This is a genomic window from Agromyces chromiiresistens (assembly GCF_029167465.1).
GTDB classification, from domain to species: domain Bacteria; phylum Actinomycetota; class Actinomycetes; order Actinomycetales; family Microbacteriaceae; genus Agromyces; species Agromyces chromiiresistens.
The window spans coordinates 71,477-93,469 of sequence record NZ_JARFNL010000001.1 but is presented as its reverse complement, the minus strand read 5'-3'; the positions used below and the strand labels follow the sequence as shown (position 1 = coordinate 93,469).

The window sequence follows — 21,993 nt, the reverse complement described above, 5'->3', positions numbered from 1 at the left end:
CGCGCTCCTCGACCGACGACGTCAGCTCAAGTACTGGCTCAGGCCGCGCTTCAGGAACCGGCCGTCGCCCTTGGCGCCGAGGTACTCGCCGCCGTCGACGACGACCTTGCCCCGCGAGAGCACCGTGTCGACGTGCCCGTCGATCTCGAAGCCCTCCCACGCGGAGTGGTCCATGTTCATGTGGTGCGTGCGTCCCTCGCCGTAGCCGATCGAGGTGCGCCCGTTCGGGTCGTAGACCACGACGTCGGCATCGGCGCCGGGCTGGATGACGCCCTTGCGGCCGTACAGCCCGAACATGCGCGCCGGCGTCGTCGACGTGAGCTCGACCCAGCGTTCGAGGGTGATCTCGCCGGTCACGACGCCCTGGTACATGAGGTCCATGCGGTGCTCGACGCCGCCGATGCCGTTCGGGATCTTGCGGAAGTCGCCGAGCCCGAGCTCTTTCTGGTCTTTCATGCAGAAGGGGCAGTGGTCGGTCGAGACCATCTGCAGGTCGTTCGTGCGCAGCGCCTGCCACATCGCCTGCTGGTGCCCCTCTTCTCGCGAGCGCAGCGGGGTCGAGCACACCCACTTGGCGCCTTCGAAGGCACCCCATTGGTCGCTGGATGCGGCGAGCTGGTCTTCGAGCGAGAGGTAGAGGTACTGGGGACAGGTCTCGCCGAACACGTTCTGCCCCTTGTCGCGCGCCCACGCGAGCTGCTCGACCGCCTGCTTCGCCGACACGTGCACCACGTAGAGCGGGGCGCCCGTGAGCTTCGCGAGCATGATCGCGCGGTGCGTCGCCTCCTCCTCCATCTCCCAGGCTCGGGCGATGCCGTGGAAGTACGGGTCGGTCTTGCCCGCTGCGACGAGCTGCTCGGCGAGCACGTCGATCGCCGGCCCGTTCTCGGCGTGCATCATCGTGAGCATGCCGGTGTCGCGCGAGACCTGCATCGCCTTCAGCACCTGGGCGTCGTCGGAGTAGAAGACGCCCGGATAGGCCATGAAGAGCTTGAAGCTCGAGATGCCCTCGTCGGGCAGCGCGCGCATCGCGGCGAGGGCGTCGTCGTCGACGCCGCCGACGATCTGGTGGAAGCCGTAGTCGATCGCGCAGTTGCCCGCGGCCTTCTCGTGCCAGGCGGCGAGGCCGTCTTGCACGCGCTCGCCGTAGCGCTGCACGGCGAAGTCGATGATCGACGTCGTGCCGCCGTGCGCGGCGGCACGCGTTCCCGTCTCGAACGTGTCGCTCGCCTCGGTGCCGCCGAACGGCAGCTGCATGTGCGTGTGCGCGTCGATGCCGCCGGGGATCACGTACTTGCCGGTGGCGTCGATGACGCGATCGGCGCTCGCCGCGACATCCGTGCCGAGCAGTTCGGAACCCGGTTCGAGGAGGGCGACGATGCGCTCGCCGCCGATGAGCACGTCGGCCGCGGCGCGACCGGTCGCGCTGACGACCGTGCCGCCGGTGATGAGGGTCGTGGTCATTGATGCTCCAATCTCCGCCGGTCGAGTAGGCCGGTGGCCGTATCGAGAACCTGCGTGATCTCGATCCGCTTCGCTACTCGATCGACGACTTCACGGCTTCGCGATCTTCGTGTAGGAGTCGGGCCGGCGGTCGCGGTAGAACTGCCAGTCGTCGCGCATCTGCCGCACCATGTCGAGGTCGAGGTCGCGCACGAGCAGCTCCTCGTGCTCGCTCGAGCCGCGCTCGCCGACGAAGTTGCCGCGCGGGTCGATGACCTGGCTCGTGCCGTAGAAGTCGACGGCGAGCTCGCCGTACTCGTTGTCCTCGCGGCCGACGCGGTTCGGCTGCAGCACGAAGTAGCCGTTGGCGACCGCGGCGCACGGGCCCTCGACCTCCCACAGGCGGTTCGAGAGGCCGGGCTTCGTCGCGTTCGGGTTGAACACCATGTGCGCATCGTTCAGGCCGAGCTCGCGCCACCCTTCGGGGAAGTGCCGGTCGTAGCAGATGTACATGCCGACCCGGCCGACCGCGGTGTCGAAGACGGGGTAGCCGAGGTTGCCGGGGCGGAAGTAGAACTTCTCCCAGAACCGGTCGAGGTGCGGCAGGTGGTGCTTGCGGTACTTGCCGAGGATCTCGCCGTCGGCGTCGACCAGCACCGAGGTGTTGTAGTAGACCCCGGTCTCGGCCTCTTCGTAGATCGGCAGCACCATGACGGTGCCGAGTTCCTTCGCGACCGCGGCGAAGCGCTGCACGATCGGCCCGTCGGCCGCCTCGGCGAAGCGGTAGTACTTCTGATCCTGCGTGATGCCGAAGTACGGGCCGTAGAACAGCTCTTGGAAGCAGACGACCTGCGCGCCCTGCGCTGCGGCGTCTCGGGCGAACTGCTCGTGCTTGTCGAGCATCGATGCCTTGTCGCCGGTCCAGGTCGTCTGGGTGATGGCCGCTCGGACGGTGGTCATGCTGCCTCCTGCCGCACTTCGAGGTGCTCTCGTGGCTCATGGTGCCTGTCGACCCATACTCTCGCCGGGGCGCGGATGGGGCAATGGGCTGCTCGGATGAGCACGCGAGGGAGGGTCGGGTCAGGCCACCTCTCGCTGCGGCTGCGACTGCTGCAGCGGCTCGAGGTGCTCGGGCACGAGCTGGATGCCGCCGGTGCTGTTCGCCGAACGCATGAGCTGCTCGAGCCACTCGCGGTTGAGCTCGGGCGCCTCCGGCTCGTCGAAGACGAAGCGCAGCGGGATCGCGGGGTGCAGCCAGAGAGTGCTCCGACCCTCGGGGTGGTCCTCGGGATGCGCCCACGACAGCGTGAAGCTCTCGTTGCGGCGCAGCTTCGCGATGATCGCGACCTTGAGGTGCGCGAGCGCGCGGTCCTCGATGCGGGTGCTCAAGCCGCTGCCGTAGTAGATGGTGCCCATGCGATCGAGCGTAGGAGCGCGGTCGCCCCCGGGGCGCTGCGGAAGCAGCCGGTATGCGAACGACTCGCTGCAGATGACGAACGACGTCAGGAACGCGCGCGGCGGAGCTGCTCGCTCGGCGTGCAGCCGTACTGCTCGCGGTAGTAGCGCGCGAAGCGCGACGAGTGCCCGAACCCCCAGCGCCGGGCGACGACCGCGACCGCCTCGACGCCGAGGACGAGCTCGTCGTGGGCGCCGGCGAGGCGCACGCGTCGCAGGTACTGCATCGGCGACTCGCCCGTCGACCGCAGGAACGCGTACTGCAGCCCGCGCGTCGAGATGTGCACGGCTTCGGCGACCTCGTCGACCGTGATCGGCTCGCGCGCATGCTGGTCGATGTAGGCCATCGCACGGCGCACGGTGGCGTCGGCCGGGCCGCGCTGCGGCGACCGCTCGATCGTGTCGAGGTAGGTCGTCGGGATCGCGGCGAGCGTGATCCGCAGCGCGTGGGCGGCGAGCTCGGCCGCGATGAGCGGCTCGTCGTGCCCGCCGTCGTCGACGAGCGAACGACGAACGTGGTCGAACGCGCTGAGCCAGGCGCGTCCGGCGGCCGCCGATCTCGGCTGCGGGTCGAGCACCCGCAGCCGCAGCGCGTCGTCGCCGCTCATGCGCCGCGCCAGGCGCTCGGCGCCGGCGAGGTCGAAGATGAACGCCCGCACCTGCGCCTCGCCCCGCCAGCTCGCCTCCACCGGCCTGCGGCTGCAGGCCCACGGCATCGCCGCGTCGAACGCGGTGCGTGCGGTGCCCACGCCGCCGCCGGGGGTCGTCAACTGGCAGACGAAGAGCTGGTCGGCGGCGTCGACCACGGAGTCCACGTCGGCGTCGAGCCGGTACTCGACGACCGAGAAGCCGTCGAGCGAGGCCGAATCCCACTCGAACCGGAATCGTGCGGGCTCGACCCGCTTGATGCGCGCGCTCGGGGCGAACTGCTGCCAGATCGGCTCGACCACGCCGACGTCTCCGGATCGGAGCCTCATCACCTCGCCCATCGGACCATCCTGCCTCGTTTTCGAGGGGCCGCGGCCGATGGGACGATGTCAGGGTGAAGATCACCGTGCTGGCCGGCGGCGTCGGCGGTTCCCGTTTCGTGCTCGGGCTGCGAGAGGCCGTGCGGCGTCGTGCCGACGCGCAGGCGGGGGCGGCGGTCGGCGAGCGGCCCGGCGGCGCCTCCCCCGACGAGATCACCGTCGTCGTGAACACCGGCGACGACGTGTGGCTCGCGGGCGTGCGGCTCATGCCCGACTTCGACTCGCTGCTCTACGCCCTCGCCGGCGTCAACGACACCGAGCGCGGCTGGGGTCGCGCCGGCGAGACCGAACGCGTCGCCGCGGAGCTGCGCGAGTGGGGCGTCAGCTGGCCGTGGTTCACCCTCGGCGACCTCGACCTCGGCACGCACCTCGCCCGCACCGCGTGGCTGCGCGAGGGCCTCACCCCGTCGCAGGTCGGCGACCGCCTGCAGCGGCGCTGGCCGCTCGGGGCGCGACTCGTCCCCGCGACCGACACCGAGGTCGACACCTGGGTCACGGTGGATGCCGCCGCACTGGGCGATTCGGTCGCCGGGGCGCCGGCCGACGCACCGCCGCCTGACGGCGCGCCGACGAGGGCGGCGATGCACTTCCAGGAGTGGTGGACCAGGCACCGCGCCGCCGTCCCCGCGCTCGCCTTCACGCAGCGGAACCTCGCCTCGGCCCGGCCGGCCCCCGGCGTCGTCGAGGCGATCGAGGGCGCCGACGTGGTGCTCGTCGCCCCGTCGAACCCCGTCGTGTCGATCGGCACGATCGTCGCGGTGCCCGGCATCCGCGAGGCACTCGCCGCGACATCCGCACCGGTCGTCGGCGTCTCGCCGATCATCGGCGGCCGCGTCGTGCGCGGCATGGCCGATGCGTGCCTGCCGGTCATCGGCGTCGAGACGAGCGCGGAGGCGGTCGGCCGGCATTACGGCGCGCGATCCGGTGGCGGCATCATCGACGGCTGGCTCGTCGACGAGACGGATGCCTCGGCGCTGGGCCCGCTCGCCGAGGCCGGGCTGGTCGCGGCCGCGGTGCCGCTGTGGATGCGCGACGTCGACACCTCGGCGGCGCTCGCCGAGGCCGCGCTCGAGCTCGCGGGCGCCCTGCCGACCGTCGAGTAGCGCGTGGGCGAGCGGTCGGGCGACCCGGTCGACCCGGTCGACCGACCGGATGTGCTCGACGGCAGGCAGTCGTGCGATGGCAGGGTGTCGGTCGGCCGCGGGAGGATTGGGCGATGATCGCAGTCGTGGCGCTCGCGCTCGGTGCGGCGCTCGCCTACGGCGTCGCCGACTTCCTCGGCGGCGTCGCGGCGCGGCGCGCGACCGTGTTCGCGTCGACGACGGTCAACTACGCGGTCGCCGCGCTCGTGCTCGTCGTCGTGGTGTCGGCGACCGGTGGGGTCTGGTCGCTGCCGGCGGTGACGAGCGGGCTCATCGCCGGGGTGCTCGCGCTCATCGGCTTCCTCGCGTTCTTCGCGGCACTGGCCGCCGGGCCGATCTCGCTCGTGACGCCCGTCATCGCCCTGCTGAGCTCGGCGGTGCCGGTCGCGGCGGCACTCATCATCGGCGATCCGCTCGGTCCGCTGGTCTGGGTGGCCGTCGTCGCCGCCGTCGTCGGCTCGGTGCTGATCGGCATGGAGCATCGGCTGAGCGTCAGCGGCCTCAGCACCCGCACGGTCGTGTTCACGCTCGCGGCCGGCCTCGGCTTCGGCTTCGCGACGGTCGCCCTCGACCGGGTGCCCGACGACTCGGGGCTCATCCCGGTGCTGCTCGACTCGGTCACGGGCGCGGTCGTGCTGCTCGCCGTCGCACTGCTCGCGCCGATGAGCGCACCGATCCGCCGCCTGCTCGCGCTGCTCGACCCGCCCGCCGCGTCGCTCGAGTCCGCAGCTCCTGCTCGAGAATCCGACCGCTCCCCCGCCCGCACCGAGGATGGCGACGAATCTCCTGCAGAGGCCGGGACGCACGGTCTGGCCTCGACCGCGATGCTGTCCGCGGCAGCGGCCGGCCTGCTCACGGGCATCGCGAACGTGCTGCTCATGCTCGGGCTGCACGCGGGCAACGTCGCCGTCGTCGCCGTGCTCACGAACCTCTACCCGCTCGCGACGATGGCGCTCGCCTGGATCGTGCTGCGCGAGCACCTCTCACGCGTGCAGCTCGTCGGCGCGCTGCTCGCACTCGCGGCCTCGGTGCTGCTCGGCGTCGCCTGAGCCCTGTCAAGCCCGTTGCCCGACGGACCGCCTGCTGCGAGCGTGGTCGCGTACCCGGACGAGCGACCCTGGAGGGCGACATGACCTCGATGAACGATCCCGAGACCACCGCCGACACCGAGGCCCGGCGCGCGGGCGACCAGCGGGCGGAGCGCCTGGCCCGCGACGTCGAGGACCGCGAGCGCGCCTCCGACGAGCGAGGAACGACCGACGACGCCGAGCCGATGACCGACTCGACCGACGGCGGGCTCGACGGCGGCGACCCCGGCGTGGAGGAGTGAACCGACCGCCCTACGGAATGTAGTCGACGACCCCCTGCGGCGCCACGCCGGCACGATACCGCTCGACGAGCTCGCGCCATCCCTGCTCGGGAGTGAACTCGTGAGCATGCACCGCCTCGGTGAAGTGCCACAGCAGGTAGGGGTGGGCGCCGAGCGCGTAGAGCGCCGCGTAGTCGCGGGCGGCGAAGGCCGCGCGCTCCGCCTCGGTCAGCACACGGTCGTCGGTCGCGCCCTCCGCGCCGGCGCCGGCGCCGAGCCATCCCTCGACGTAGGCCGCAGGATCGGCGGCGTAGGCCGCCACGCGCGCGTCGCTCAGCTCGACGTACCGCATGAACTTGTCGACCATGTACTTCGTCATCAGCGGCTCCCCCACAGGAAGAACGGGCTCGACGCGAAGCGCGACTCGGCGACGTCGACGAAGTCGGCGGGGCGGCCCATCGCCGCGAGCGCGGTGATCGCGTTGAGGTACTGGTAGGTCATGCATCCGGCCTCGGTGATGCGCTCGAAGTCGCTGCACACCCGGATCGCCCCGTCGAGGTCGCCGTCGCGCATCCACGCGGCGGCCGCCTCGTCGAAGGCGGGGTCGGGCGAGCCCGCGAACGTGCGCGGACCGCCGACGTCGTTCGCCATGTGCCCCGAGGTGAGGATCGCGACGCGCGCGTCCGACTCCCACGACGAGATCGCCCGGCTCAGGTGCTCGCCGAGCGCGATGAAGCGTCGCACGCTCGGCACCGGCGGCATCGAGGCGTTCGTGTGGATCGGCACGACCGGCAGGTCGAGCTCGGGCCTGACGTACTGCAGCGGGATGACGAAGCTGTGGTCGAGCCGCCACTCGAGGCTCACCGCGAAGTCGATCGCCTCGGGCAGCACGGTGCGTCCCGAGATCTCGTCGGCGAGCTCCCGGTGGCCTGAGACCTCCACGGCGTCCATGCCGAACGTGCGCACCTCGTTCTCCCACGTGCCGTGGTATGAGTCGGCCTTGCCGACGACGAACGCCGGCGACGTGTCGTAGAAGAACTGCCGCAGGTGGTCGGTGCCGATGACGACGACGACGTCGACGTCGTGCTCGGCGAACGCGCGCCGGAAGCGCGCGAAGTTCGCCGCGACCCCCGCGAGGTCGTCGGGCATCGGGTCGCGCATCGCGCGCCAGAGCAGCGGGTTGTGCGGCGTCGCCGCCGCGAGCACGAGTTCGGCCATGTCTCGCCTCTCAGATTCCGAACAGCTTGCGGGCGTTGTCGAGCAGGATCTTCCGCCGCGACTCGGGCTTGAACGGCAGGTCGTCGAACTCGGTCAACCACCGGTCGACGGTCATCACCGGCCAGTCCGAGCCGAACAGCACCCGGTCGGTGATGAGCGAGTCGGCGTAGCGCACGACCTCGGGCGGCAGGTACTTCGGCGCCCAGCCCGAGAGGTCGAGGTAGACGTTCGACTTGTGCCACACCATCGCGAGGTTCTCGAGGTGCCACGGCCAGGCCGGGTGGGCGCTGATGACCTTGAGCTCGGGGAACTCCGCCGCGACGTCGTCGAGGTACGGGATCGGGCGCGCGTTCTCGAGCCGGTACCCGCCCCCGCCGGGTGTGCCGGCGCCCGCCCCGGGGAAGCCCGAGTGGAACATCACCACGAGCCCGAGCTCGGCGCACGCCTCCCAGATCGGGAAGAAGCGGCGGTCGTTCGGCAGGAACTTCTGCCGCGAGGCGTTGAGCTCGCCCACGCCCTTGATGCCGTACTCGCCATGCATGCGACGGATCTCGGCGATCGCGGCCTCGCCCTTCCACGGGTCGATGCCCGCGAACGCGATGAACGCGTCGGGGTGGTCGACCTGCGCCCTGCCGAGCAGGTCGTTCGGCGCGCCCGGGATGCCCGAGGTCGTCTCCGAGTCGGAGTTCACGATGACCGCCATCATCCTGCGGTCGCGGTACTGGTCGGCCTGCTCGGCGAACGAGACGACCGGGCGCTCGCGCCCGAAGTGCTTCGCCATCTGCTGGTGGCGCTTGCCCATGGCGGCGAGGAACTCCTCGGTCTGCGGGTGGGTGTGCACGTCGATCGCGACGAGCTCGTCGGTGCGGGTCATGCGCGGGTCCCTTCTGCGACGGCGACGTCGTCGATGATCGTGGATGCCTCGCCGAGCAGTCGCCCGTCGTGCTCGCCGAGCCTCGGGGCGGCGCGCAGCGCCGGGCGACCGCTGCGGTGGAACCGGGTGCTCGGCACCGGCACCCGCAGCGGCCCCTCGTGCCCGGCGATCTCCTCGACGAGGCCCATCGACGCGACCTGCGGGTCGTCGAAGAGATCGGCGACGGTGTTGAGCGGCCCATGGGGGATGTCGTGCTCGACCAGGCGATCGAGCCAGTACTGCCGAGGCATCCGCGCCGTGATCTTCTTGAGCTCGACGTCGAGATCGTCGTAGTTGCGCACGCGAGCCTCGCGCGTCGCGAAACGCGGGTCCTCGGCGAGCTCGGGGTGCTCGAGCACGTCGACGAGGCCGGTCCAGAACTTCTCGGGCACCGACATGTGGATCACGAAGGCCCGGCCGTCGGAGCCGCGGCACGCGTAGGCCTGCGCCCGCCGCGGGCGAGAGTCGGGCCCCGCGACCTGGCCGGTCTCGAGGTAGGTCGACGCCGCCTCGGTGAGGAAGTCGATGAGCGAGCCGACCATCGACACCTCGATGTGCTCGCCCTCACCGCTCGCGTTGCGGGCGTGCAGCGCCGCGAGCACCGCCTGGGCGGCCTGCATGCCCGAGAGCAGGTCGGAGAACGCCGGCCCCATCGGCCGCAGGATGTGCTCGGGCACCACCTGGCTGTACATGCCCCCGACCGCCGAGATCACGGTGTCGTAGGCGGGGCGCTTCGCGTACGGGCCCTCGGCCCCGAAGCCCGTGATCGAGCAGCTGACGAGGCGCGGGTTGCGCGCGCGCAGGACGTCGGGCCCGAAGCCGAGCCGCTCGGCGACCCCGGGGCGGAAGTTCTCGATGAGCACGTCGGCGTCACCCGCGAGCCGCAGCAGCTCGGCGAGTCCGCGCTCGCCCTTGAGGTCGAGCACGACCGCGCGCTTGCCGCGGTTGTAGGCGGCGAACTGCGGGCTCATGGCGCCGTGGCCCTCCCAGCGGCGCATCGGGTCGCCGTCGGGCGACTCGACCTTGATCACGTCGGCGCCGAGGTCGGCGAGCAGCTTCGCCGCGTACGGGCCCGAGATGTACTGGCCGAGCTCGACCACGCGGATGCCGGCGAGCGGGCCCGCCGCTCGAGGAGGCGACGAGGGAGCCGACTCGAAACCCTCACGTTCAGCTGACATCGATGATCACCTTTCCTGGCGGCGAGTCGGAGAAGTCGCGGTAGGCCCCGCGCACGTCGCCGAGGTCGTAGCGTGCGCCGATCGCGGGAGTCACCGCACCCGCGGCCACGAGGTCGAGCGCACGGCGCACCTGGGCGTAGTCGGCGCTCGCGACGCCGATGAGTCGCTTGCGCCTGAGGTAGAAGTCGCGGGAGTCGAGCTCGACGCCCGGGTCGACCGAGGCGGCGCAGAACACCGCTCGCCCCGCCCACGAGAGCGCCGCGACGCCCGCACCGAGCGTCGGCCCGTGGCCGCTGACGTCGATGACGACGTCGAAGCCGCCGGGCTGTTCTGCGGCGAGCGCGGCGCGCAGTCGGGCGGTCCCGTCGGCGCGGATCGTGCGCACGCCGGGCGGTGCCTCGTCGAGCGAGCCTCGCGAGGCTGCGACGACGTCGGCGCCGAGGTGCGCGGCGAGCGCGGTCGCCGCCCTGCCGAGCGTGCCACCCGCGCCCGTGACGAGCACGCACTCGCCCTCGGCGACCCCCGTCGTCTCGATGGCGTTGAGCACGATCGGCACGCTGTGCACGGCCGCCGTCGCGACAGCGGACGGCAGCGCGCCGCGCGGGAACGCGTTGCGCGCCGGCACGGCGACGAGGTCGGCGGCTCCGCCGTCGCGGTGCACGCCGACGACGACCTGCGCGGGGCAGTCGGCCTCGCGCCCCCGCGCGCAGGCCGGGCACCCGCCGCAGGCGATGTTGGGTTTCACGACGACGGCCTCGCCGAGGCGGGCCGGGTCGACGCCGTCGCCGACTGCGACGATCTCGCCGGCGGGGTCGATGCCGAGCACGCGGGGCAGCTTCGCCGCGACACCGGGGCCGACGCCCGCGATGACGTTGAGGTCGAGCTGGTTGACGCCCACGGTCTCGACGCGCACGAGCACCTCGCCGGCCGCGAGGCCCGGCGCCCCGCGCTCGGCGACGGCGAGACCGTCGAGGCCGTGGGCCGAGAGCACCGCTGCGCGCACCGTCGCCTCCTCGTCGAGCGCTCGAGGGCCGTTCGGCCCATTTCTGGATACGGTATCCAAACTGGCCACCGCCGTCCAGCGATCGACAGGATCGGCATCGATCCATGCTCGCCGAAGCAGGCTCCGAAGTCACGGATGACTCGGAGCTCGTCGGCGGGAGTCGAGGGCGCGCGCCGGCGCGCCGCCCTGACCCCGCCGTTACCTCACTTCTTCCGCGAGGTCACGTCGCTGATGTCGCTTCCGGCACGGCTGGCGGCCTTCGACTTCTTGTCGGCCCGCTTCTCCTTGAGCGTGCGGGTGGCTGCGGTCTTCGATGACGAATTCTTGGGGGACTTGCCGGACATGGTGACGACCTTTGATCGGGAGCTCGAACGGCCCCGTGCGCGCAACCCTACGCGGTCGACCTGTGCGCCCCTCGCTCGGACCGGACGAACGGTGGTCTCGCGATGACCATGGACAGTTCCCTCATTTTTGGATACCGTATCCACAACTTCGCGAGCGGCCTCCGTTTCTCGCCGGGCCGGCCGCGAGGCATCCCACTGAGAAATGGAGAGTCATGCGCACATCCATCCCCCGATCCGGCCGCGCCGCGATCGCCGCCCTGGCAGCACTGGCGCTGCTCGCGGGCTGCGCCGCCGCCGGCCCCGGCGCGTCATCCGACCCGGTCGAACTCGCCGACGGCGAGCCCGGTGCCGCAGAGGACACCGAGATCACGGTGGCCATCCCCTTCCCCGACATCACGATGTACTCGATGTACGTGCTCGCGAACGACCTCGGCTACTACGAGGAGGAGGGCCTCGACGTCGAGGTCATCACCGCCGACAACGTCACCGCGGCCGTCGCGTCGGGCAGCGCCGACATCGGCGTCGAGTCGACCGGCACCGTCATCGAGGCGATCCGCGGCGGGGTCGGCGTCGACCTCGTCGGAGGCCACTACTGCCGGCAGAACTTCGACTTCGCCGCCCAGCAGGGCGTGACGAAGGTCGACGACCTCGACGGTACGTCGATCGTGCTCGCGGGCACCCCCGGCGACCCCGCCGAGTTCCAGCGCAAGCGCGTGCTGAAGGAGGAGGGCTGGGACCTCGACACGGTGCAGACCGAGGTGGTCTACCCCGGCCCCGGCTCCGAGTCGTGGACCGAGTTCTTCGTGAACGACAAGATCTCGATGCAGCCGTTCTACGCCGACGACCGTCCCGCGCTCGAGGAGCACGGCGCGAACATCATCGTCGAGTCGCTGCGCAACTGGGCCAACGACGTGCAGGTCGCGGGCACCGGCTGGGCCGCCGAGAACCCGAACTCGCTCGTGCGGTTCCTGCGGGCGACGATCAAGGCGACCGACTACATGACCGCGCCGGCGCCCGGCGAGTTCCCCGAGAACGTCGACTCCGTGCTCGACATCTACGAGGCCAACGACTTCGACGTCGCCGACCTGCGCGACTCGGAGAGCCCCTGGGTGCTCGACGGCCACCTCGCGTGCCCGAACCTCTCCTTCGACACCGAGGCGTGGGACACGACGATCGAGACGCAGAACCTGCAGCCGCTCGAGTTCGACGAGTCGCAGCTCGTGTACCTGCTGAAGGCGCAGGAGCTGCTCGGCCTCACCAACGAGGGGCCGGCCGACCTGGTGTACCCGGGAGACGCGTCGAAATGAGCTGATGCTCGCGGCGCCTCGCGCCACCTCGCAACTCGCACCTTCCGCCGAGAGCCCCCGCCGCAGCGCATGACGGCGGGGGCTCTCGCGCGCGGGTGGGCCGTCGACGTCGACCGGGGGCGCGGACCGCGATGCGACACTGGTCGGATGACCGCAGTCCTGCCTCGCCCCGTCTCACTCGAGGGACCGGTCGTCTCCCTCGCGCCGATGACGCACGCCGACATCCCCGAGCTGTTCCATGCCATCGGGCGCAAGGAGGTCTTCACGAACGGATATGGCGGCGGGATCGCCGCGCTGCCGCAGGATCTGCCGTCGTTCGAGCGATTCATCGAGTCGTACTACCTCGAGGATCAGCCGTCGGTCGCGTGGACCGTACGAGGGGCCGGAGACCCAGCCGGTCGGGTCGTCGGCGCAACGTGGCTGGGAGAGTTCGACCTCCGCAATGAGTCGACGCACGTCGGCGCCACCGCGTTCGACCCCGAGGTCTGGGGCACCGCGGTCAACGCTGCGACGAAGCTGCTCGTGCTGGGGTTCGCGTTCGACCAAGGCTTCGGCCGAGTGAGGATTCAGGCCGACAGCGCGAACGCCCGCTCCAGGGGCGCGATCGAACGGTTGGGCGCTCGATTCGAGGGCGTACTCCGTCGGGATCAGAGGCGGGCCGACGGCACGTGGAGGGACACCGCTGTGTACTCGGTACTCGCCGACGAGTGGCCGGCTGTGAAGGCCGGCTTGGTGCAGCGGATCGCGAGCACGTGGTCGCAGGGCTGAGATCGACGCCGGTCGCCCACATTATCGACCGGTGCCGATGAGCCCGCCGGCGTGCGCCAGAGCGATGAGCTCGCTCCGCGATGACGCGTCCATCTTGCCGAGGATGCTGCTCACATGACTCTTCACGGTGGTCTCGGCGATGAAGGCGCGCCGTGCGATCTCCGCATTGGTCATGCCGGCCGCGACGAGGACGAAGATCTCCCGCTCGCGAGGCGAGAGCAGATCGAGGCCTTCCGGCGGGGCGATCGACGGCGCTGCTGGAGCCGTCTTCACGAGCGGCGATGCCGACGTCGAATCTTCCCGCCGCGCACGTGCGCTGCGCGATCCGAGCGCCCACATCCCGAGCGCCGCGGCGACGCAGACGACCGTCCAGGTGGCGATATCGGGCCAGAGCGGCGGTGCATCCCACGGCTGTCCGTTGATCGTTCCCCACACCCCCGACATCGAGAGGCTCGGGAGTGTGAGGAGCGCCGCCACCGCGAGCGCTCCGGTGATCACCGACGCCAGGAGCCAGCGCCGATGACGGACCGGCGATGACTCGGCGAGCAGGTAGGGCACGGGAAGCAGGATCAGATACGCGACCCATCCCGTCTGACTGAACCGTGCCGGCCAGAACAGCAACTGGCAGACGAGGATGGCGCCGAGAATGGCAACGGCGACCCAGGGCCGCGATCGGGCCGACGCGAACACCAGCCCCAGACCGATCACGGTGATCGTCGCGTACGGCGATCCGGTGAACGTGTCGGAGCGGAGCGGCACGGACGTGCTGAGACTGTGCCACTCGACCTGCAACCACCATGCGACGAGGACTCCCCCGACCGCGATCTCCAGAAGGAACCTGCCCCGGCCCATTGCACGCATGCCGCAAAGCTACGCTGCTCGCTGGACGTTCAGGCGCCGGTTGACTGCCCTTCCTCCCGAAGGAGGAGGACGATTGCCCACAGGAGCAATGTCAGTTCCGCCTCAGCGTGAGGCGGAACTGGCAGAGGTCGATCGGGAGCCTGGCGGGTGGCCGGGTCGGCACCATGGTGCTCGGCCAGGCGACCCTGTCCGGCGCCCAGAAGCCGGCAACATCGTCGCACATGCGGCGGGGCTTCGCACGGATGGTGTTGCGCCTTCCCCTGGGGCAGCTCGTACGGTGGGAGCCATGTTCACGACCGGCCAGATCGCACGGCTCACTTCGGTATCGCAGAAGGCGATCCGCTTGTACGCGGACCGCGGCCTGCTGGTCTCACGGCGCGACGATGCCGACCGGCGGATCTTCGCCGAGGATCAGGTCGAGCGAGCACGGCGGGTGGTGCTGCTTCGCAGCCTCGACGTGTCGCTCGCCGAGGTCGCGACCGTCCTCGATGCCGACGATTCCGCCGCCGCCTTCGACGCGATGCGCGACCGGCATCGGCGACACGCGGTCGGTTCGGACGAGGCGCTCGACTACGTGCGGACTCTGCTGCGGGGAGAGGTCGCGCTCCCGGCCGGCCTCGAGGTGCGACGGCGCACGATCCCCGAACGGGCCGTGCTCGGCGTGCGGGGCGAGGCCTCGCTGGCCGACACGGGTGCGGTGCTCCGCGATCTGACGGGCCGCGTGTTCGCTGCGCTCACCGCGGCCGACGCACCGCTCGGCGGCCCGGTGTACGTCGAGTTCCGGTCTCGCGCCACCGAGACGTACCCCGCGGACCTCCGAGTGTGCGCGCCGTTCGAGGGAGCCATCCGACCGCCGGAGGGGATGGAGATCACGCTCGACCCCGCGCACGACGAGGTGTTCGTGAGCCTCGACCAGGTGCACGCGGACGATCAGGCGCTCCTGGTCGGCGTGCACGACTTCCTGACCGCTCATTGCGGGCCGCAGCGCGAGGGCCCGAACCGCGAGGTCTACCTGCCGTCCTTCGCCACCGGCGCGACGGGCGAGGTGATGAGCATCGCCGTCCCCGTCTCGCTCGCCGAACCGCCGGCCGGCGGCGCGGGCGAGCGAACCGCCGGCCGCGCGGCCTAGGCGGTGCGGCGTGCGAGGAGCCTCCGACGGAGCCTGTGGAGGGTGGGCATGACCGCGTAGATCACGATCGGAACGGCGATCGTGACGACGACGATCGTTCGCGGCACGACCGGCAGCACCGCGAGCACTGGGCCCAGCGCGAGATTGATGACGAGCAAGGTGGGGGTCACCGCGAGCCAGATCATGAGCGCGAGTTCGTGCTGGCTGGGCGGCTTCGGGGTGGACGCAGGAGTCTCGATGCTCAAGGGTGCCTCTCGGAGCGAGTGGAACGTGGGGACGAGAATCCACAGTGTCGAGTTCCCCTCCGCCGGCGCAACGAAGCTTGCCGAAACCGCAAACTCGGCGTTCGCGGCAGGTGCTGGGCCCACCGCAGGAAGTCCTGCTGCGCCGGCGGCGTGTCATGCGGCGGCACGCCGCGCACACCCCCGAAGCTCTGCACTCCGCATCTGCACCGCCCGCCACCGCGGCCGACGCGCGAGAGCCGGCCCCCGTCGTCGCGCATGAGGCGGGGGCCGGCGGCCTGCGGGTGGAGCGGTCTCGATGCGCTCCCCTTCGCTGCTCGATCGGCGGAAGACGCCTACTCGACCGGCGGCGACAGCGTCACGACGCCCCCGCGATCTTGCGGTCGTCGTACCAGGGCGCGAGCTTGCGTCGCAGCGTCGAGATGAGCAGCAGCGTCAGGTTCGCGATGATCACCATCACGATGACGAGCGCGATCGCCTCGGCCATCTCGAACTGGTACGCCGCGAACTCGAGCATGTGGCCGAGTCCGCCCGTACCGCCGAGGAACTCGCCCAGCACCTCGCCAGTGAAGGCGAGCGCCGCGCCGCGCTGGATGCCCGACAGGCTGTACGGCAGGGTCGCCGGGAAGATGACCTTCCAGCCGAGCGCGAGGCCGTTGACCCCGTACACGCGGCCGGCGTTCACGAGCGAGCCGCCGACCGTGACGGCGCCCTCCATCGTGTTGAGGATGATCGGGAACACCGCCAGCAGGAACACGAGCGCGATCTTCGACGCGCTGCCGAGCCCGAGCGCGAGGATGAACAGCGGCGCGAGCGCCACCTTCGGCGTCGAGTACAGCAGCCACAGGAACGGCGCGACCGTGAACCGCAGCGCCGCCGACCAGCCGACCGCGAGGCCGACCACCACGCCGACCACGATCGCCAGCACGAGCCCGATCACGACGTTCGTCAGGCTGTAGGCGAACGCCTGCCAGAACGCGGGGTCGACCATCAGCTGCGCGAAGGATGCCGCGACCGCCGTGGGCGGCGGCAGGAAGGCCTCGGGCACCAGGTGCAGCCAGCTGACCGCCGCCTCCCAGACGAGCAGGATCGCCGCGACCACGCCGATGAGGAGCCACGTCCACTTCGCCTCGTCTCGGCGCACGACCCGGCGGGGCCGCACGATGCGCATGGTTCCGGTCGCGCTGGTGACGCTCATCGCCGGCCCTTCCTCGTCCACGGGGCGACCCATCGCTCGACGAGGGTCACGAGCTGCGCCATCCCGACGCTCCACAGCATGACGATGGCGATCGCCGCGTACGCCTGGCCGGTCTGGTAGGTGTTGACCGACTTGATGATGAGGGCTCCCATGCCGATCGCCGAGCCCGACAGCTCGGCGACGACCATGCCGATCGTCGCGAGCACGACCGCCTGCCGGAGGCCGGCGAAGAGGAACGGCACGGTCGACGGCAGGTACACCGACCGGTAGAGCTGCATCCGGGTCGCGCCGTAGACGCGCCCCGCCCTGATGATCGAGGCGTTCGTCGTGCGCATGCCCGCCGCCACGTTCAGCAGGATCGGGAACAAGGCGCTGATCGCCACGAGGAAGACGACCGGCCCGATACCGAACCCGAACCACGCCTTCGCGAGCGGCTGGTAGGCGATCGACGGGGTCGCGTAGATCGTCCACGCGATCGGGCCGACGACCCGGTCGACCGGCAGCGAGGTGCCCATGAGCAGGCCGAGCGGAATCGCGATCACGGCGGCGATGACGAAGCCGATGAGCCACGCCTGCAACGAGATGAGCAGGTTCGGCCACAGCACGCCCGACGCGACGAGCTGCACGAAGCCCTGCCAGATCGCGGTCGGCGGCGGCAGGAAGACCGGGTTGATCCACCCGAGCACGCCGACGACGACCTGCCAGACGAGCAGCATGACGACCACCTCGGCCGCGAGCACGCCCGCCTTGCCGGCCGGGCTCAGCCCCGCCAGCCAGGCCGCGACGCCGCCACCGCGGCCGAGGTTCGGCCCGCTCGCGAGGAAGGCGCTCATTTCGAGACCGCCGCCGCCGTCGCCTCGCCCTGCAGGGCGTCCCAGAGATGGTCGCGCAGTTCGAGGAAGCGCGGGTCGTGCTGCACGCTGCGCTCCGAGCGCGGCCGCTCGAGCCCGGTCTCGATGACCTCCTTGATCGCACCCGGATGGCTCTTGAACACCACGATGCGATCGCCGAGCAGGATCGCCTCCTCGATCGAGTGCGTGATGAAGAGCACGGTCTTGCCGGTCTTCTGGATGAGCTTGTCGATCTCGTCGCGCATCACCTCGCGGGTGAGGGCGTCGACGGCGCCGAGCGGCTCGTCCATGAGCAGGATGCGGGGCTCGGCGACGAACGCGCGGGCGAGCCCGACGCGCTGCTGCATGCCGCCCGACAGCTCGCGCGGGTACGACGACTCGAAGCCGGCGAGGCCGACCAGCTCGATCGCCTCCTGCACCCGGTCGCGCCAGCCGTCGCCGCGCAGCTCCTTCTGCATCTCGAGCCCGAACTTCACATTGTCGAAGACGGTGCGCCAGGGCAGCAGCGCGTAGTCCTGGAACACGACGGCGCGATCGGGCCCGGGCCCGGTGACGGGCGAGCCGTCGACGAGCACGGTGCCCGTCGACGGCTTCACGAGCCCGGCGACGACGTTCATGAACGTCGTCTTGCCGCAGCCCGACGGCCCGAGCACCGTCACGAACTCGCCCTCGTGCACGTCGAGGTCGACGCCCTCGATCGCGATGAGGCGCTTTCCGGTGCGGGCCACGTCGTACGCGACCGAGAGGTCCCGCACTGAGATCAACGGTGCCGACGGGGATGCCTCCGGCACGCGTGGTTCGGTCGTCGTCGTCATTCGCTCCTCCTCGTTGAGGTTTCGTGTCGATGGCTTCATCGCCGGTCGAGGAGCGAAGCGTATCGAGACCCGTGTGATGGTCTCGATACGCTCGCTTCGCTCGCTACTCGACCGGCAGAGGCAGGGTCACGCCGCAGCCTGCCCCTGGCGGAACTTCGGCAGCACCTCCGTGCCGAGCAGCTCGATCTGCTCGAAGAAGCGGTCGAACTTGAACCGGAAGTCGAACACGAGGTGCTCGACGCCGAGCGCCTCGAACTTCCGGATCTCCTCGACGGCCTGGTCGGGGTCGCCCACGATGAGCTGGCCCTCGAGGTCCTCGACGGTCTGGAAGCTGCCCGACTCCGGCTTCACCGTGAACCGCGCCTTGTTCGCCCACGCGAGCAGGCCCGGGATGTTCACGTGCTTGAGCGCCTCCTCGCGGGTGTCCTCGATCGACGTCGGCGGGATCACGGCGACGGTCGGCATCGGCCGCCCCGAGGCATCCGTCATGCTCTTCATGACCTCGATGCGCTTCTCCATCGTGCGCAGTGAGATGCGTCCCGGCATCCAGCCGTCGGCGTACTCGGCCGCAAGTCGGGCCGACGCGGGCGTCGCGCCGCAGTACCAGAACGGCACCGGCCCGCCGACGGGCTTCGGCTCGATCGTCACGTTCTCGAACGAGAAGATGCCGTCGTCGTAGGTGACGTCGTTCTCGGTGAACACCCGCTTCAGGATCTCGGCGTTCGAGCGCACCATCTCGACGCGGTTGAGGTCGCCCCAGCCGACGGCCTCGAACTCGTGGTCGAAGGTGCCGGCGCCGAACCCGAGGATGAGCCGCGGCCCGACGAGCTGGGTGATCGTGCCGGCCATGAGCGCCGTCACGAGCGGGTGGCGGAACGGGATGAGCGAGCCCGTGCCGAGCTCGAGCTTCTCGGTCACGGCGCCGATCGCGGTGAGCGTCGTGAGCGCGTCGTAGAAGGTGCGGTTCGGCTTCTCCATCTCGCCGTGCGGCTCGAACACGAGGTGGTCGCGCACCCAGACCGAGTCGAAGCCCTTCTCCTCGGCGAGCTTCGAGCCCTCGAGCAGCTTCTCGCGGCTCGCCTCCTCGCCGAAGTGCGGCAGCAGCAGTCCGAATTTCATGTCAGTTCCCTTCTGCGGCCGAGCCGGCCGCCACGGCGGCGTGCGCCGCTGGTCCTTCGGCCCGTGCGGCCGCGAGCTTCCCGTCGCCGGGCTTGCCGACGACGACGCCGTCGGCGTAGACCTCCCGGCCGCGCACGAGGGTGCGCTCGATCCGGGCGGAGATGGTGCGGCCGTCGTACGGGGTCCAGCCGATCTTCGACAGCACGTCGTCGTTCGTGATGGTCCACTCGTGGGCCGGGTCGGCGATCACGATGTCGGCGTCGGCGCCGACCTCGAGCGAGCCCTTGACGCCGGCGAGGCCGAACTTCTCGGCGGGGATGCGGGCGACCATGTCGACCGCGCGCTCGAGGGTGAGCTCGCCCCGGTTGACGGCGTCGAGCATGAGCTCGTAGTAGTACTGGATGCCGGGGGTGCCGGTGTGGGCGCTCCACATCTCGGTCCAGCCGATCTCCTTCTCCTCGCGCGTGTGCGGCGCGTGGTCGGAGCTCGCGATGTCGATCGTGCCGTCGCGCATGCCCTCCCAGATCGCGGCGCGGTTGTCGTCGGGCACCCAGTAGCTCAGCGCGTACGGGCCGAGCGTCTCGACGTCGTTCCAGGTCGAGAGGAACGGCGCCCAGTGGTTCACCTCGCACGTCACGTCGACGCCGGCGGCCTTCGCCCGGCGCACCGCGTCGATCGAGCGGCGCGTCTGGATGTGCGCGATGTGCACGGGGCAGCCGGATGCCTCGGCGAGTCGCAGCACGACGTCGATCGCCGTGTCCCAGATGACGCCCTCGCGGGCGGCGTACGCCGAGGCGTAGCCCTGCGGCGTGTTCTCGCCGCGGGCGAGCACCTCGCCCTCGATGTAGTCCATGAGCGCCTGGTCGTGCGGGTGCACGATGAAGCGCTTGCCGGTCGTGGCGATGCGGTCCATGATCTGCAGCAGGTGGCCGTGGTCGTGGATGCCGGTGCCGGCCGGGTGCGGGTAGGTGCGGCCCGTGTCGACGACCATGTAGATCTTGTAGGCGCAGATGCCCATCTCGGCCATCGGCACGATGTCGTCGAACTTCGTCGGCGCCGGGTTGTGGTTCCAGTCGACGATCGAGCTCGCCGTGTAGCGGTCGAACACGTCGCGCAGGGTCGTCACGTCGACGGTCGGCGGGTTGAGGTTCGGCATGCCGAACATCGTCGTGACACCGCCGGCCGCGGCCTGCTGCGAGGTCGTGAGGATGTCGTCCTTGTGCTCGTAGCCGGGCTCGCGGGTGTGCACGTGCACGTCGACCATGCCGGGCAGCACGAGCCGGCCGGTCGCGTCGATCGTGCGGTCGGCCGGGGCCGCGACGCCGGCGCCGACGATGCCGGCCACGCGGCCGTCGTCGATGAGCAGGTCGGCGGCGACGGGCCCCGACGGGGTGACGACGATGCCGCCGGAGATTCTCAGGTCGATGCTCATCGCACGGCCTCCGAACGCGTTGCCTCCACGGGCGCCTCCAGTCGTTCTGCGGTCTCGCCCTGGCCGGGCGAGCGGGTGGTGCGGACCTCGACGTCGCTCGGCCGCACGTAGCGGTCGAGCCAGTCGACGATCAGCGGGGTGGTCTCGGTCCAGTAGCGGTCGTACGCCGCGTAGTGGGTGGTGTGCCGCTGCATGATGAGCTGCTTCGGCCCCTTCGCCGCGGCGTAGAGGCGCTCGGCGTGATCGGTCGGGGTGGTCGCGTCGCCCTCGACGCCGATCACGAGGAGCGGGGTCTCGAGGCGGGATGCCGCGTCGATGGGCCGGTAGGCGAGGATCTCGTCGGCGCACGAGAGCGGGATCGCGCTCGGGATCCTGTCGTCGACGTCGGCCTTGATGGTCGTGGCGCGGCGCTCGGGGGTCGGCACCATGATCTCCTCGCGGGGGTGCACGAGGCGTCCGGCGCCGGTCGCGACGCGCAGCCGACGGTCCTCCTCGAGGCCGGCGAGGAAGGCCAGCCATTCGTGCTCCTGCCGCATGCGGTGCAGCCAGTCGGTGCCGTCGGCGACGGGGACCTGGCTGACGGCGGCCTTCACGCGCGGGTCGGCGTCGGCGAGCAGCACGGCGTTGCCGCCGCCGGTGCCGCCGGTGCCGAACGCACCGATCGCGTCGGCGTCCACATCGTCGCGCGTGGTCAGGTAGGTGACGGCGTTCACGAGGTCCTGCAGCTGGCGGGCGGGCGAGAGGATGCCGCGGTCGCCGGCCGAGTCGCCGAAGCCGCGGTAGTCGAAGACGAGCACGCCGAAGCCGGCGGCGGTGAGCGCCTCGTGGTAGCGCACGTAGAGCTTCGCGTCTTTCAGGCCGAGCCAGCCGGGGCCCTGCACGATCGCACGCAGCGGGCCGTCGACCTCGTCGGGCGTCCGCCAGATCGCGGCGATGCGATCGCCTTCGCTGTAGAACTCGACCTCGGTGCTCTTCATGCGGGTCCTCCCGGATCTCGACGCGGCGTTGCGCGGGACCCGGACACGGCGGGCGAACCGTCGCCCCGGCCCTGATCGAATGCTCGATCGAGGCCCGCGAGGACATCATGACCCATTTTGGATCCAGAATCCAGTATTGATTCCGAAGTCCTCACGGCGTTAGGCTTCGAAGCGACCACCGGGCTGACTTGCCCGGTCGTGGTGGCCCGGGATTGGGCCGCGAGTCGCCGACCGTCGTCGGACACGCCTGCACGCCATCCC

At 70.8% G+C, this 21,993-nt stretch carries 24 protein-coding genes; 6 read left to right on the top strand and 18 right to left on the bottom strand.

The window, feature by feature from the left end:
• Positions 1-21 precede the first annotated feature (21 nt).
• The 4 genes from hydA to PX701_RS00435 all read right to left on the bottom strand — a co-directional run bounded on the left by hydA (position 22) and on the right by PX701_RS00435 (position 3,887).
• The gene (gene hydA / locus PX701_RS00450) at positions 22-1,464 is read right to left on the bottom strand and encodes a dihydropyrimidinase (RefSeq protein ID WP_231429593.1); all 1,443 of its coding nucleotides are present in this window, start codon (positions 1,462-1,464) and stop codon (positions 22-24) included.
• A gap of 90 nt (positions 1,465-1,554) precedes the next feature.
• Positions 1,555-2,403, bottom strand: coding sequence for a nitrilase-related carbon-nitrogen hydrolase (locus tag PX701_RS00445; protein WP_275505171.1), 849 nt, complete (start codon positions 2,401-2,403; stop codon positions 1,555-1,557).
• A gap of 120 nt (positions 2,404-2,523) precedes the next feature.
• On the bottom strand, positions 2,524-2,859 hold the full coding sequence (locus tag PX701_RS00440; RefSeq protein WP_231429591.1) for a DUF7882 family protein: 336 nt from the start codon (positions 2,857-2,859) through the stop codon (positions 2,524-2,526).
• Between the two features lie 86 nt (positions 2,860-2,945).
• Positions 2,946-3,887, bottom strand: a complete 942-nt coding sequence (locus PX701_RS00435) for a helix-turn-helix transcriptional regulator (RefSeq protein ID WP_231429590.1) — start codon at positions 3,885-3,887, stop codon at positions 2,946-2,948.
• A gap of 53 nt (positions 3,888-3,940) precedes the next feature.
• On the opposite strand from PX701_RS00435, the gene PX701_RS00430 reads away from it, so the two are divergent.
• From PX701_RS00430 to PX701_RS00420, 3 genes are all read left to right on the top strand, one after another.
• Positions 3,941-5,029, top strand: coding sequence for a 2-phospho-L-lactate transferase CofD family protein (locus PX701_RS00430; RefSeq protein ID WP_275505170.1), 1,089 nt, complete (start codon positions 3,941-3,943; stop codon positions 5,027-5,029).
• 113 nt (positions 5,030-5,142) lie between these two features.
• Entirely contained in the window at positions 5,143-6,117 is a 975-nt protein-coding gene (locus PX701_RS00425; protein WP_275505169.1) for an EamA family transporter, read from the top strand.
• Between the two features lie 80 nt (positions 6,118-6,197).
• Complete coding sequence (locus PX701_RS00420) at positions 6,198-6,398, top strand: hypothetical protein (RefSeq protein ID WP_231429587.1); 201 nt, start codon at positions 6,198-6,200, stop codon at positions 6,396-6,398.
• Positions 6,399-6,408: 10 nt separating this feature from the next.
• Here the strand turns inward: PX701_RS00420 and PX701_RS00415 are convergent, their stop codons facing one another.
• The 6 genes from PX701_RS00415 to PX701_RS00390 form a co-directional block, all read right to left on the bottom strand.
• Entirely contained in the window at positions 6,409-6,756 is a 348-nt protein-coding gene (locus PX701_RS00415) for a hypothetical protein (RefSeq protein ID WP_275505168.1), read from the bottom strand.
• Positions 6,756-7,595, bottom strand: coding sequence for a DODA-type extradiol aromatic ring-opening family dioxygenase (locus PX701_RS00410; RefSeq protein WP_231429585.1), 840 nt, complete (start codon positions 7,593-7,595; stop codon positions 6,756-6,758). Before PX701_RS00410 ends, PX701_RS00415 begins: the two co-directional genes overlap by 1 nt.
• 10 nt (positions 7,596-7,605) lie before the next feature.
• Entirely contained in the window at positions 7,606-8,469 is an 864-nt protein-coding gene (locus PX701_RS00405) for an amidohydrolase family protein (protein WP_231429584.1), read from the bottom strand.
• Positions 8,466-9,686 (bottom strand): CaiB/BaiF CoA transferase family protein, encoded by a 1,221-nt coding sequence (locus PX701_RS00400; RefSeq protein ID WP_231429583.1) that lies wholly within the window; start codon positions 9,684-9,686, stop codon positions 8,466-8,468. The genes PX701_RS00405 and PX701_RS00400 overlap by 4 nt, the downstream gene beginning before the upstream one ends.
• A complete protein-coding gene (locus PX701_RS00395) occupies positions 9,676-10,689 on the bottom strand; it encodes an alcohol dehydrogenase catalytic domain-containing protein (RefSeq protein WP_275505167.1) in 1,014 nt (337 codons plus the stop codon). Before PX701_RS00395 ends, PX701_RS00400 begins: the two co-directional genes overlap by 11 nt.
• Positions 10,690-10,892: 203 nt before the next feature.
• The gene (locus PX701_RS00390; protein WP_231429581.1) at positions 10,893-11,033 is read right to left on the bottom strand and encodes a hypothetical protein; all 141 of its coding nucleotides are present in this window, start codon (positions 11,031-11,033) and stop codon (positions 10,893-10,895) included.
• 212 nt (positions 11,034-11,245) lie between these two features.
• On the opposite strand from PX701_RS00390, the gene PX701_RS00385 reads away from it, so the two are divergent.
• Positions 11,246-12,340: an ABC transporter substrate-binding protein gene (locus PX701_RS00385; RefSeq protein ID WP_275505166.1), complete on the top strand. Its 1,095-nt coding sequence runs from the start codon at positions 11,246-11,248 to the stop codon at positions 12,338-12,340.
• A gap of 147 nt (positions 12,341-12,487) precedes the next feature.
• A complete protein-coding gene (locus tag PX701_RS00380) occupies positions 12,488-13,108 on the top strand; it encodes a GNAT family N-acetyltransferase (RefSeq protein WP_275505165.1) in 621 nt (206 codons plus the stop codon).
• A 21-nt stretch (positions 13,109-13,129) separates the two neighbouring features.
• On the opposite strand, the gene PX701_RS00375 is transcribed toward PX701_RS00380, so the two are convergent.
• Positions 13,130-13,969 carry a response regulator transcription factor gene (locus PX701_RS00375; RefSeq protein WP_275505164.1) on the bottom strand — a complete coding sequence of 280 codons (840 nt, stop codon included), beginning with the start codon at positions 13,967-13,969 and terminating at the stop codon, positions 13,130-13,132.
• Positions 13,970-14,255: 286 nt separating this feature from the next.
• Between PX701_RS00375 and PX701_RS00370 the strand changes: the two genes are divergently transcribed.
• The gene (locus tag PX701_RS00370; RefSeq protein WP_275505163.1) at positions 14,256-15,098 is read left to right on the top strand and encodes a MerR family transcriptional regulator; all 843 of its coding nucleotides are present in this window, start codon (positions 14,256-14,258) and stop codon (positions 15,096-15,098) included.
• On the opposite strand, the gene PX701_RS00365 is transcribed toward PX701_RS00370, so the two are convergent.
• The 7 genes from PX701_RS00365 to PX701_RS00335 form a co-directional block, all read right to left on the bottom strand.
• The gene (locus PX701_RS00365) at positions 15,095-15,343 is read right to left on the bottom strand and encodes a putative antibiotic biosynthesis monooxygenase (protein WP_231429576.1); all 249 of its coding nucleotides are present in this window, start codon (positions 15,341-15,343) and stop codon (positions 15,095-15,097) included. The genes PX701_RS00370 and PX701_RS00365 overlap by 4 nt on opposite strands.
• A gap of 355 nt (positions 15,344-15,698) precedes the next feature.
• A complete protein-coding gene (locus tag PX701_RS00360) occupies positions 15,699-16,538 on the bottom strand; it encodes an ABC transporter permease (RefSeq protein WP_275505162.1) in 840 nt (279 codons plus the stop codon).
• Positions 16,535-17,371, bottom strand: coding sequence for an ABC transporter permease (locus PX701_RS00355; RefSeq protein WP_231429574.1), 837 nt, complete (start codon positions 17,369-17,371; stop codon positions 16,535-16,537). Before PX701_RS00355 ends, PX701_RS00360 begins: the two co-directional genes overlap by 4 nt.
• Positions 17,368-18,204, bottom strand: coding sequence for an ABC transporter ATP-binding protein (locus PX701_RS00350; RefSeq protein WP_231429573.1), 837 nt, complete (start codon positions 18,202-18,204; stop codon positions 17,368-17,370). Before PX701_RS00350 ends, PX701_RS00355 begins: the two co-directional genes overlap by 4 nt.
• Positions 18,205-18,330: 126 nt before the next feature.
• The gene (locus PX701_RS00345; RefSeq protein WP_231429572.1) at positions 18,331-19,323 is read right to left on the bottom strand and encodes an LLM class flavin-dependent oxidoreductase; all 993 of its coding nucleotides are present in this window, start codon (positions 19,321-19,323) and stop codon (positions 18,331-18,333) included.
• Position 19,324: 1 nt separating this feature from the next.
• A complete protein-coding gene (locus PX701_RS00340; RefSeq protein WP_275505161.1) occupies positions 19,325-20,755 on the bottom strand; it encodes a dihydroorotase in 1,431 nt (476 codons plus the stop codon).
• Positions 20,752-21,732 carry an alpha/beta hydrolase gene (locus PX701_RS00335; protein WP_275505160.1) on the bottom strand — a complete coding sequence of 327 codons (981 nt, stop codon included), beginning with the start codon at positions 21,730-21,732 and terminating at the stop codon, positions 20,752-20,754. The genes PX701_RS00340 and PX701_RS00335 overlap by 4 nt, the downstream gene beginning before the upstream one ends.
• Between the last annotated feature and the right edge of the window lie 261 nt (positions 21,733-21,993).